The sequence below is a fragment of the Colwellia sp. KS18-150 genome (assembly GCF_057551365.1).
On record NZ_BAAJMC010000003.1, the window covers coordinates 164,270 to 176,697 of the forward strand.

The 12,428-nt window shown below is 37.6% G+C and carries 8 protein-coding genes; 5 read left to right on the forward strand and 3 right to left on the reverse strand.

Annotated features, from left to right (window positions below; genetic code table 11):
- Positions 1 to 74: 74 nt before the first annotated feature.
- The 3 genes from prfB to dsbC form a co-directional block, all read right to left on the reverse strand.
- Positions 75 to 1,173, reverse strand: a protein-coding gene (gene prfB, locus AC27IF_RS06320) for a peptide chain release factor 2 (protein ID WP_487052977.1) whose coding sequence is annotated in 2 segments (ribosomal slippage) — positions 75 to 1,097 and positions 1,099 to 1,173 — 1,098 coding nt in all. Because the reading frame shifts where the segments join, the coding sequence is not laid out codon by codon here.
- A 117-nt stretch (positions 1,174 to 1,290) separates the two neighbouring features.
- Complete coding sequence (recJ, locus tag AC27IF_RS06325) at positions 1,291 to 3,042, reverse strand: single-stranded-DNA-specific exonuclease RecJ (protein WP_487052978.1); 1,752 nt, start codon at positions 3,040 to 3,042, stop codon at positions 1,291 to 1,293.
- Between the two features lie 19 nt (positions 3,043 to 3,061).
- On the reverse strand, positions 3,062 to 3,865 hold the full coding sequence (dsbC, locus tag AC27IF_RS06330; protein ID WP_487052980.1) for a bifunctional protein-disulfide isomerase/oxidoreductase DsbC: 804 nt from the start codon (positions 3,863 to 3,865) through the stop codon (positions 3,062 to 3,064).
- 174 nt (positions 3,866 to 4,039) lie between these two features.
- Here dsbC and fldB point away from each other — a divergent pair, with 174 nt between their 5' ends.
- The 5 genes from fldB (at position 4,040) to AC27IF_RS06355 (ending at position 12,393) form a co-directional block, all read left to right on the forward strand.
- Positions 4,040 to 4,552 carry a flavodoxin FldB gene (gene fldB / locus AC27IF_RS06335; RefSeq protein ID WP_487052982.1) on the forward strand — a complete coding sequence of 171 codons (513 nt, stop codon included), beginning with the start codon at positions 4,040 to 4,042 and terminating at the stop codon, positions 4,550 to 4,552.
- Positions 4,553 to 4,640: 88 nt separating this feature from the next.
- The gene (gene srmB / locus AC27IF_RS06340; RefSeq protein WP_487052983.1) at positions 4,641 to 5,891 is read left to right on the forward strand and encodes an ATP-dependent RNA helicase SrmB; all 1,251 of its coding nucleotides are present in this window, start codon (positions 4,641 to 4,643) and stop codon (positions 5,889 to 5,891) included.
- Between the two features lie 410 nt (positions 5,892 to 6,301).
- Positions 6,302 to 10,606, forward strand: coding sequence for a response regulator (locus AC27IF_RS06345; RefSeq protein ID WP_487052985.1), 4,305 nt, complete (start codon positions 6,302 to 6,304; stop codon positions 10,604 to 10,606).
- Between the two features lie 90 nt (positions 10,607 to 10,696).
- Positions 10,697 to 11,272 carry an RNA polymerase sigma factor gene (locus AC27IF_RS06350; protein WP_487052987.1) on the forward strand — a complete coding sequence of 192 codons (576 nt, stop codon included), beginning with the start codon at positions 10,697 to 10,699 and terminating at the stop codon, positions 11,270 to 11,272.
- A 44-nt stretch (positions 11,273 to 11,316) separates the two neighbouring features.
- A complete protein-coding gene (locus AC27IF_RS06355; RefSeq protein WP_487052989.1) occupies positions 11,317 to 12,393 on the forward strand; it encodes a FecR family protein in 1,077 nt (358 codons plus the stop codon).
- Positions 12,394 to 12,428 lie beyond the last annotated feature (35 nt).

Consider the following 12,428-nt stretch of genomic DNA (forward strand, 5'->3'; position numbering starts at 1 on the left):
TACATTCTCTACTAATATTGTAGGTCACCCTTGGGGTGATTTCGTCGGTTTAAAAACCGGTCTACACTTTAAAATTACAAACCAGACTTTAAACTGGCTTCAATAAACCTATCTAAATCACCGTCTAATACGGCTTGAGTATTTCGGTTTTCAACACCCGTTCTTAAATCTTTTATCCGACTATCATCAAGTACATATGAGCGAATTTGACTACCCCAACCTATATCTGACTTGCCATCTTCTAAATTTTGTTTGTCTTTATTTTGCTTTTGTATTTCTAATTCAAATAATTTGGCCTTGAGCATTTTCATCGCACTAGCACGGTTTTTATGCTGAGATCTATCACTTTGACACTGTACTACTACACCTGTTGGTTCATGAGTAATACGAATAGCCGAATCTGTTTTATTTACATGTTGACCACCAGCACCAGAGGCTCTGAAGGTATCAGTGCGTAAATCAGCCGGATTAATATCTATTTCGATATTGTCATCAATTTCAGGGTAAATAAACGCTGATGCAAATGAAGTATGACGACGCCCTGATGAGTCAAAAGGTGACTTTCTCACCAAACGATGCACGCCTGTCTCAGTACGTAACCAACCATAAGCATATTCGCCCGTGTATTTAATCGTACAGCCTTTAATACCAGCAACATCACCACCAGTGGTTTCTACCACTTCAGTTTTAAAGCCGTGTGCTTCACCCCAACGTAAATACATACGCATTAGCATTTCGGCCCAATCTTGAGCTTCTGTGCCACCCGATCCTGATTGAATATCTAAGTAGCAATTATTGGCGTCTTGCTCACCTGAAAACATACGTCTAAATTCAAGCTTTACTAATAAGGTATCCAGCGCATCAGCTTCTGTTTGCGCCTCATCAAAGGTGTCTTGATCTTCTTCTTCAACGGCTAGCTCAACTAAACCTTCAATATCTTCACAACCAGTTTCTAGCTCAACAATAGTATTAACTACCGCTTCTAAATCGCTCCGCTCTTTGCCTAATGCTTGCGCCCGCTCAGGCTCATTCCACACATCCGGCAACTCTAATTCACGACTAACTTCGACTAAACGTTCTGCTTTAACGTCGTAGTCAAAGGTACCCCCGAAGTAGCTCTGCACGTTCACGAATTTCTTTTAATTTATTTAAGATTGGGTTAGTTTCAAACATGCTATTTAAACGAGTTCTCTCGTTAGTGATAATTAAAAAAATAGTCGCGCATTGTAGCTTAATTGGGCGGGCAAATAAACGACTTTTTAGGAGAGTTCTCTGCAGTTTATCATAACGTTAACTAAGCGCTGTAATGTGCTTCACCATCAGTTGCACATTACGTTTACCACGAAATTCATTAATGTCTAAATGATAAGCTAAATGTACTTTTTCAGCTTTCGAATTAGGCCAAGCTTTAATATCAACATTAAACGCGATACCGTCAAACACTTGCCCTGATTTTTGTACAACCATTTTTAAATGCTTTTCACCAACAATACGCTGCTGCACTAGCGTAAATTCATCATCAAATAAAGGCTCAGGAAAGTTCTGCCCCCATGGTCCAGCATTTCTTAATTGATCAGCAAATACTAACGTCATGTCTTGAAGTGGTAGATCACCATCACTAAGCAGTACTGACTGGAGAAGTTCTTTGGTAAGCCATTTTTGTGCGACATTATCAAATATTTTCTGGAATTGACTAAAGTCTTTGACTCGAATTGATAGCCCTGCCGCCATGGCATGACCGCCAAACTTTATGATTAATTCTGGGTGCTGACTTGAAATATGTTCAAGTAAATCACGAATGTGTAATCCTGGTATAGAGCGTGCTGAGCCTTTAATTTCACTATATTCATGCTCATCATCGCTGCCATTTGCAAACACAATACATGGTCGATGAAATTTTTCTTTTAAGCGACCAGCCACTATGCCAATAACACCTTGGTGCCAATCTTTTTGATACAGGGCAATAGCACTGGGTAAGGTTGTGTTATCAAAATTTAAAGACTTAAATATTGTTTCCGCTTCAGCTTGCATGCCCTGCTCTATTTCACGCCGAGCTTTATTTAAATCATCTAAATCTCTCGCCATCACGCGGGCGCTTGCTAAATCAGGTGCAAGCAAACAATTAATCCCATAGGCCATATCATCTAAACGACCTGCGGCATTTATTCTTGGCCCTAGCGCAAAACCAAAATCACTCGCGACCAGTTGACTTTGATCTCGATTAGCAATATCAATGAGGGCTTGAATACCAGGGCGAGTTTGTCCAGCGCGAATCCGCTTTAATCCTTGAGCAACCAAAATACGATTATTAGCATCTAAAGACACTACATCGGCAACGGTCCCTAACGCCACCAAATCTAGCAATTGGGCTATATTAGGCTCAGCTAAAGCATGTTTAGTAAAATAGCCTTGTTCGCGACCATATTTTCTTAAGGCAAGCATCACATAAAAAGCGACCCCGACACCCGCTAAGGCTTTACTTTGAAATGAGCAGCCTTCTTGATTAGGGTTAACAATAGCATCTGCATTTGGGGTTATTTTTCCGGGCAAGTGATGATCTGTTATAACCACCTGTAAGCCAAGCTCTTTGGCACGATTGACACCAGCAATACAACTAATGCCATTATCAACGGTCACCAAGATTTTAGCCCCTTGATTCGCAGCTATATCAACTATCTCAGGGGTTAAACCATAACCGTACTCAAATCGGTTTGGCACCAAAAAACTATGGTTTTGACTACCAAACATACTAAGTGCTGACATCATCAAAGCCGTACTTGTTGCACCGTCAGCATCAAAGTCACCAATAATGACAATAGCCTTATTATTCTCAATAGCCAGCAATAATATTTCACATGCTTGACTCAGGCCCTTCAACTGAGCACTGTCTTCACTTAAGCCAAGTAAATTGACTACCTGATGGTCAAGCTCTTTTGGACTACCAACACCGCGACTAGCATAGATTTGCTTAATGATTTTAGGCAATTCATCAGGTAAATGACTATCACTAACTGTGGGTCTTCGAGAAATGGTTATACTCATAACTATTGGCTATTCGTACTTATAAGCTCATTAATAATTGCTTTAATTTCTTTGGTGGTTGATAACCAGGCACCATCATACCGTTTGATAGCATAATTGCCGGAGTACCATTTACGCCAACTTGACGACCAAAATCAAACTGACCTTCAATTGGAATATCACACACTCGATAAGCAACTGCTTGACTGTTTTTAGCCGATGTCATCGCCGCTTTTGGATCGTCCGCACACCATACTGAGCGTAAGTCTTTATAACCTTGGCTTAAATTACCTGCTCTGTCTTTAATACCTGAGCGCGGGTAAGCTAAATAGCGAAAAGTAATACCCAAGTCATTGTATTCAGTCATTTGCTTGTGCATTTTACGACAATAACCACAGGTGATATCGGTGAAGACAGTCACGACATGCTCTTCTTCTTTCGCTTTAAATACGATCATATCGTCTTTAAACTTGTCCATGCCTTCAATGCGCATTTTTGCCAAACTTGCTTCGGCTAGATCAGTCACTTCGGCAGCAATACTGTACACTTTACCTTGGATAAAATAGTCGCCATTGTAGCTAGAATAAAATAAACCTTGATTGGTAATTAGTAAGGCAATACCCGGTACAGGGGTTGTTTCAACCCTTTCTACGTCTAAACCTAATTTAGTTTTAATTTTTGTTTTTAAAAGTTCAGCATTTAATTGCGCAGGATCTTGCTTTGCAGGTATTGCAATACTACTTGGTACTGACGCACCATCAGCCACCGCCGATTCATTAAACGAAAAAAACACACCTGCCGAAATTACAGCTAAGCCACCAGCAACTAATGCTTTATTTAACATATTTATTTCCTAAATTAATTTCTTAATAGTCTTTCATCAGCGAAGTAGACCGCTTTATTGCCAATGAAATTACAGTCGTTATCATAACTTTGCAACAATAAATTGAATTGTACTAAATGCTTTTGTTAAAATCGCCCCAATCTCAGCTATTATTGTATTAATTAGGTAAACTTCATGAAAATCGGCTTATTTTACGGTTCAACAACGTGTTACACAGAAATAGCTGCGGAAAAAATCCAAGAAACCATTGGCGATGATTTAATAGAGCTACATAATATCAAAGATGAGCCGCTCGCTAACTGCCTTGATTATGATTTCATCATTTTTGGTATTTCTACGTGGGATTATGGCGAATTACAAGAAGACTGGGAATCATGTTGGCAAGATATTTCCAATCTTGACCTTAGTGGTAAAACCGTTGCCTTATATGGTATGGGAGATCAAATCGGTTATACTGATTGGTTTCAAGATGCTCTAGGAATGTTGCATGATCAGGTTATTTTGCAAGAAGCTAATTTGATCGGGTATTGGCCAAATAGTGGTTACGATTTTGCGGCCTCAAAAGCACTTAGTGACGATAAAAAAACCTTTGTTGGTTTATCGCTTGATGAAGACAACCAATATGATTTAAGCGAACAACGAATAGAACAATGGTGCGAGCAAATTCTAATAGAGTATGCCCAGTAAAAGCTTTCAACATAAAACTACAAGTTAGTAAGAAAAAGCTCTATAATTGCGCCATTATTGATATTCCCCAACTTTAGTGAACTCCTGTATGTTTGAGCAATTTGATCTCGACTCTGAATTACTAGCCTCCGTTAAAGAATTAGGCTACAAAAAACCAACTTCTATTCAAGACTTGGTCATTCCTCAAGCTATGTCTGGCAAAGACATACTGGCTTCTGCGCCAACAGGAACAGGTAAAACTGCCGCGTTCTTATTGCCTATAGCCCAACATTTGCTTGATTATCCTCGTACTCAACCTGGTTTCCCTCGCGTATTGATTTTAACGCCGACGCGTGAATTAGCGATTCAAATTGGCGATGACAGTGAAAAACTTTCAAAGTTAACCAAAATAAAAACAGGCGTGATCACCGGTGGTGTAAATTACGGTAGTCATAATGATATTCTTAACAGCACCACCGATATACTGGTTGCCACACCAGGACGCTTATTAGAATATATTGAAAACGAGCAATTCGATGCTCGTGAAATTGAAATATTGGTGCTTGATGAAGCCGATCGTATGTTAGATATGGGCTTTCGTGAAACCATAAACCGCATAGTAGGTGAAGCTCGCTGGCGTAAACAAACCATGCTATTTTCAGCAACCCTGGAAGGCGCGGGTGTTATTCGTTTTGCCAAAGACGTTTTGACCGAACCAGCCTTTTTAGAGTCGAACCCTTCTCGCAAAGAAAAAGCTAAAATTCATCAATGGTTACACTTAGCAGATAGCGCACCCCACAAGCTAAATTTACTGGTAAACATTCTTAAACAAGAAGGTGTTGAACGTACCGTGGTATTCGCCAACAAACGCGAAACAGTTCAATACTTATCAGGTAAGTTATATGCAGAAGAACTGCCTTGCGTTTGGCTTGAAGGCAAGATGCCTCAAGACAAGAGAAATAAAGCCATTGAGCGTTTCAAAAGTGGCGAAATAAAAGTACTGGTTGCTACCGATGTTGCCGCACGAGGTTTAGATATTGATGATATTAGCCATGTAATTAACTTTGATATGCCAAGAAAAGTAGATATTCATGTTCACCGTATTGGTCGTACGGGGCGTGCCGGCTCTAAGGGTACAGCCATATCTTTAGTTGAAGCCCATGACATGGCCGTTATTGGAAAAATTGAGCGTTATCAAAATGAACGATTACAACGCCGAGTAATTGATGAACTTCGTCCAAAAAACAAAGAATCACGTGTTGCCAACAAAAAAGCAAAAGTGAAATTAACCACATCTCAGAAAAAAGCAAAAGCCAAAAAACAAGCCAAGAAAAAAGCAAAAAAAATCAAGTCAAAATAGACCTGCCTTCCTTTTCCAAATGGCCTGTTGTGAATAACAACAGGTCATTTTTTTACAAATCACAAACCTCTACTACACTATAGATTGAGCCTTCTCTTCTTAAGTAGGGATACTGAGTGTCACACCTATTCTTTATAGGCACATTGTCTGTGCTAAATTATCTTAATATCAATATATTGATAGCTTTATTATTGCTCAGCCAAATGAGTAAATTAATATTAGCAGTCACTGATAAATATTCGGCTAACGATACAGTCATACACGATTCCCAAAAAGCAGAACAAACAATCAAATCGATTAAAAAAATTGCTGAAGCAGCATTAACACATGTTGTTATTATGATTAGGAAGCTCATTTATTTAAATAATGTGGTACCAAGTCAATAGCCCAACGAGTAATGGAATACTAATATGATGTATGAGCAAAAAAATACAGTTGAAAAAACATCTTTACAGCACCTGTTGATTCGTTGGTTTTTATTATTAACCTTAATACCATTAATCCTTATTTCCTCGTTAAACTATTTGCAAAGTAGAGATAGCTTAATTAAACGAGCCACGGATGAATTAGGCCTTTCTGCTCAAGAAAGTAAAAACTTCATCGATAACTGGTTTCACTATCGCATGATGGATATTTCTAACCTTGCTAAAAGTCACGAAATAGCTAAAAACTTAGAAGGATTAAACCAAGATTTCCAAAAATCTCAACACAAGCTCGATGATTATGTAAAAAGCGCTTCTTGGAGGGGGAAAGTAGACTCGTTACAACAAAGTTTAGTTAATATGCAGCGAAGTTATGATTATATTCATGATATTTTTCTCATAGATAGCTCTACAAATATAGTATTCAATTTAACTAAAAATGAGGATTTAGGTACTAATTTACAAACAGGTAAATATAAATCTTCCAACTTTTCCACCGCAGTACTCTCTAGCTTAACAACAGGACAGACTGAGCTTTCAGCCATTGAACGTTATGCTCCATCTAATAATATGCTCACCGCATTTATAAGCGCGCCACTTACCAATGAGTTGGGTGAATTGGTTGGCGTTATTGCGCTACAAATTAAATTAGATACCATTTATAACTCAATGAAGGATAACACCAATGGCATAGGTAAACTTGTTCATTACCTAATTGACGAGAAAGGTATCTTACAAACACCAATAAATAATGATTGGCAAACGGTTTTAAACGAAAAGATACAGCTACCCGCATACAAGATATGGCAACAACAAATTTATAATGTTCAAAAGGCCACTCAAACACATAAAGAATATCTTAATGTAGATAACAATAATGTTATTGGTGTTTTTCAGACAATCAATGTCGCCAACATTAACTGGGTTCTGGTTACGGAAATTCCTTTAAATAATGTATTAGCTGACGCAAATTGGCTTGCTGTCAGTACATTTTTACTCGTATTATCCTCAGCTCTTATCATCATCATAGTGAGCATCTACTTAAGTAAAAGCATCACTAAACCGCTGGAAAAATTAGCAAACGCTAGTTTACGTGTGGCCTCAGGAGAAACAGACCTTCAAGTTAAACAAAGATCTACTGACGAAATTGGCCAACTAACCGCTGCCTTTAACTATATGGTGGATAAACGTAATAAACATCATAATGAACTTGAGAAAAGTAACGAGCTTGCTCAACATAACGCTTATAAACTGTCATTAGTTGTCAATAATACCGGTGTTGGCTTCTGGGATTGGGAACTATCCACAGGGGTGGTTGAGTGTAATCCTAGGTGGTATGAAATTACCGGTTATACTGCCCAAGAGCTTTTCCCTTTTACCGTAGAGAAGTTTGCCTCCTTATTACACCCTGAAGATTCACCTTCAGTACTAAAACTGTTAGAGCAACATTTGGCTGATGAAAGCATTCAATACGAGATTGAATTCAGGATTAAACATTATTTAGGTCATTGGTTGTGGCTACACGATAGTGGCAAGGTTGTGACTCACGATGAACAAAATAATCCCACCCGTGTTATTGGTACTATTTTAGATATAAGTGAGCGTAAAAAACAAAATTCTTTAGTAGAGTTAGATCATTTAGCAACGCAAACCAAACTAGCTATAAGCAAAATATTAACTCAACCCATCTCTTTACTAGAGAAAGTTAACTTAGCACTGGATGAATGCTTATCCTTAAAAATATTCCCTGATATTGATAAAACTGGCATGTATTTATTTGATAAAGCCAACTCATCTCTAGCTTTGTATACCTTGCAAGGTGACATAAAAGAAGGTGATGCATATGCTAAGTTAGCTCAGCAACTGTGTGATAAATCATTACAAAATAATGAAATGATTATCAACATTCATAATACCAACCACAACAATTTAGAAAACGTTAGCTCATTATCAACAACCTATGGTCATTATATCGTCCCTTTACTACATACTTCTAAAAATGGAGTGGTAGCTGTCGGTGTACTCTTTCTATTCACTAAAAAAACGCCAGATAAAAGTGAACAGGCAATGAGGTTACTAACTGACATTGGCGCTCTGTTCACCTCGGCAATTGAACAGGAGCAAACTAAGACTTTGTTAGAACAAGCGAAAGAGGTTGCAGAGCAAAACAGTCAATTAAAAAGTGAATTTCTAGCCAGTATGAGTCACGAAATCAGGACTCCAATGAATGGTGTCTTAGGCATGCTAGGTTTACTAATCGATACTGAGCTTAACCCAGAGCAATCTCATAAGGCAAAATTAGCCCAATCTAGCGCACAGTCTTTATTAGTACTAATTAACGATATTTTAGATTTCTCTAAAATTGAAGCGGGAAAAATGACATTAGAGTATTGTGATTTTGACTTGCGTGGCATGCTTGGCGATGTAGCTGAAGCTATGGCATTGAAAGCACAAAGCAAAGGTTTAGAAATAATTTTAGATATTGCAAGAGTAGAGCAATCAATGGTCAAAGGTGATCAAGGGCGGATACGGCAAATCCTAACAAACTTGATAGGAAATGCCATAAAATTCACTGAGTTTGGCGACATAATTATTAGAGTATCTGCAGTACCTGCTGGCCAAAGCAAGATATTATTACTTTGCTCTATTCAAGACAGTGGAATTGGCATACCAGAGAATAAAATTGCCAACCTCTTTGATAGTTTCTCACAAGTTGACGCCTCTACGACCCGAAAATATGGAGGGACGGGGTTAGGCTTAGCAATAAGTAAACAACTATGTCATTTAATGAACGGTGATATTAATGCAACCAGCGAGGAAGGTGTTGGCAGTACGTTTGAATTTAGTGTGGTTATCGAACCTAGCCATCAATCTCAACGAGTGATGCCCAGTGTTGATATAAGTAAGTTAGCTATCCTCATTGTAGATGACAATACGACTAATCTTGAAGTATTACAGGGACAATTGGGTGTATGGGGAGCTGATGTGACTGAAGCGAGCAATGGTTTACAAGCGTTAATGTTATGTCAGGAAAAAATTGACAACAATGAACCATTATTCGATATCGCTTTTTTAGATATGCAGATGCCTAAGCTAGATGGCATAGGTCTTGGTAAAAAAATTAGAGCCAATCAAGCGTTCAATAATATGAAAATGGTGATGATGACATCTATAACTCAAGGTCAAGATGTTAATGATTTTATTGATATTGGTTTTAGCGCATATTTTCCTAAACCAGCAACAACCAAAGATTTGTTCAATGCTTTAGCTGTGGTATTAGATCCACAAGAACAACTATTACCACCTCATTTAGTAACACATGATTATTTGCAAACCTTCGTAGAACAAAAAAACATTGCACCTCAAGCAGGCCAAGAAAACGCTCTAACGACATTTTCACCAGACACTCATATACTACTCGTTGAAGATAACCGCATAAACCAACAAGTTGCCTTAGGGCTTTTAAAAAAGCTAGGGTTAACAGCTGATATTGCAGAAAATGGTGTTGTAGCCATTGAAACCTTAAAGGCCTCTTTAACTAACTTCCCTTACACTTTGATCTTAATGGACTGTCAAATGCCACAAATGGACGGATACCAAGCCACCAGAGAGATACGCAGTGGTAAAGCGGGAGAAGTATATAAAAACATCCCCATTATAGCGATGACAGCTAATGCAATGGAAGGTGACAAACAAAAATGCTTAGATGCTGGTATGAGTGATTATTTATCAAAACCCATTGAGCCAGCCTTATTAACAAAAAAACTAGATTACTTTCTAGAAGTCGATATCGCCACTGGCAATAAGCCCCCTGTTACCCCGATATCAAAAAAACATTATAAAGAATATGACGATTCTAATGCCGCCAAAACAAGCAATACTATAAAGCCATCTATTGACAACAACCTAGTTTGGGACAAAAAGTCTTGCCTGATAAGAGTGAGTAATAATCACAAATTACTAAAAGACATCATCATTGTTTTTATTGAAGACACCCCTGCGTTAATTCAACATTTATCCGAGTTAATAACTATACGCTCCAACGAGTATAATCATAAAAACAATGATGAGCTCACTACTTTGTATAAGGAAATTTATCAAAACGCTCACAAACTTAAGGGTATTTCAGGCAATTTGAGTGGCGTCACCTTACATCGTCTAACCCAAGAATTAGAGAAGGCCACTAGACGAGCTAATATGGAAGAAATTCGACAAATCTACACTGAGATAATAAGTAGCCATAACGTGTTAATGTTCGAGCTAAAAGGCTATATAGAAAAAACGTTAGTTTGAATAAATACTCACTTTTAGTGATTAAAGGTTAGACTTTCTCTTCAAAGTAAGTTTACACTAAGGCTCTGATTGTTTTTTACACTGGCAAACATGACTGACAAAAATAAAAATAACAAACTCGCAAATACTTTTATCAGCTATCAAAATACTATTCGTGGATTCATTAGCCGACTGGTGAAACCCGAAGAAATTGATGATATTGTTCAAGAAACATTTGTGCGTAGTTATGAAGCCAATCTGAAACAAGAAATTAAGTATGCTCGTAGCTATATGCTTAAAACAGCAAAAAATCTCGCTTTTAATCACAACGCCAAATGGGATAATAAATTTAACGACTCAATAGAGGATTTTGTTGAGCCACCTGTCGAATTAATGAGTAGTTCTTTTGAAGATGATTATGAATCAAAAGAGCGCTTCTTATCTTTTTGTCGAGCAACAGAGCAATTATCAGGCTCAGTACGAAAATGCTTTATTTTAAAAAAGGTATATGGTTTAAGCCAAAAAGAAATCGCACAATACTTGCAACTGAGTGAAAGTACCGTTGAAAAGCATGTAGCAAAAGGGCTATTAAAAAGTGTACAATACATGCAAAAAATGAACTATCAGGTCGAAACAAGTTCTAAAGCAAAAATAAAGAAAGTAAAAGAGCGTTCAAATGGGTCATAAGCTAAATATATCATCGCGTTGCGTAAATGAGTAAGTAGATAACAATGCAAAGTAACAATGTCTGTCAATTCCAATCTAAAGAGCAAATTCAAGAGCAAGCTTGTCTTTGGATTTCCCGTATGGATCGCGGTTTAACTAGAAATGAACAACAAGACTTAGTTATTTGGTGTAATCAAAATACCATACACCACAGCACCTTACTTGAAATGGCTTCATACTGGGATGATGTTTCTGTACTTAATGAATTAAGTGGTTTATTTCCTTTAGAGCAAACTAAAAAGCAACATAATAAACTTATCTCTATTGCCTTAGCGGCAAGTGTCGCTTTAGTGTCATTGTTTTCAACTAATGCTTTAATGGATAATTCTTTTCTGCCATTTATTCCCTCGCTAAACGAGCAAGCATTAACTCAAACTCAAACTTTAACAAGTCCTATTGGTGAGCAGAGCAGTTTCACTATGAGTGATGGCACTCACATTCAGTTAAATACCAATAGTGTCATCGAAGTCGCTTATACAGCTTCCTATCGACAATTAACTTTAGTGAAGGGTGAAGCCCGTTTTGATGTTGCTAAAGACAAAGCACGCCCTTTTACCGTAACTTCTGGTGAACAATCTTTTACTGCATTAGGTACTATTTTCAATGTCCAAAAAGATGACGACCATGAAATGGAGTTAATGGTTACTGAAGGTCGTGTTCTCATTACGAAAGCTACAGAAGCTTTTGAAGTAATAAAGCAAACATTGCTAACATCGAACGAGCATACGCCAGCGACAAAGTTACCGGGTATTTTAGTTACGTCAGGTGAGAAAGCAGTAATTGAGCATGATATCCCAGCTCCAGTACAAAAAATATCTTTAGATCAAGTACAACGAGACCTTGCTTGGCAACAAGGTATGCTAGTGTTTGATGGTGAATCACTATCGAATGCACTTTTGGAAATAAGCAGGTATACCTCAAGTAAGTTCGAAATATTAAATCCAGAAATAGCGGATGTTAAAGTTTCTGGTTACTTTAAAGCTAATGATGTGGATGGCTTGTTAGCCTCTTTAAACAGTAACTTTAATATTAGTTTTAGTAAGAGTAATAACAACACTATACTGCTTGATATAGCACACTAACACTCATTTTTAACAGATAATTTCCTATTCATTTT

Bases quoted from the DNA above. Each gene is read 5' to 3' on its own strand.
- srmB (WP_487052983.1), top strand. From the start codon at position 4,641: ATGTTTGAGCAATTTGATCTCGACTCTGAATTACTAGCCTCCGTTAAA.
- dsbC (WP_487052980.1), bottom strand. From the start codon at position 3,865: ATGTTAAATAAAGCATTAGTTGCTGGTGGCTTAGCTGTAATTTCGGCA.
- AC27IF_RS06350 (WP_487052987.1), top strand. From the start codon at position 10,697: ATGACTGACAAAAATAAAAATAACAAACTCGCAAATACTTTTATCAGC.
- recJ (WP_487052978.1), bottom strand. From the start codon at position 3,042: ATGAGTATAACCATTTCTCGAAGACCCACAGTTAGTGATAGTCATTTA.
- AC27IF_RS06345 (WP_487052985.1), top strand. From the start codon at position 6,302: ATGATGTATGAGCAAAAAAATACAGTTGAAAAAACATCTTTACAGCAC.
- AC27IF_RS06355 (WP_487052989.1), top strand. From the start codon at position 11,317: ATGCAAAGTAACAATGTCTGTCAATTCCAATCTAAAGAGCAAATTCAA.
- fldB (WP_487052982.1), top strand. From the start codon at position 4,040: ATGAAAATCGGCTTATTTTACGGTTCAACAACGTGTTACACAGAAATA.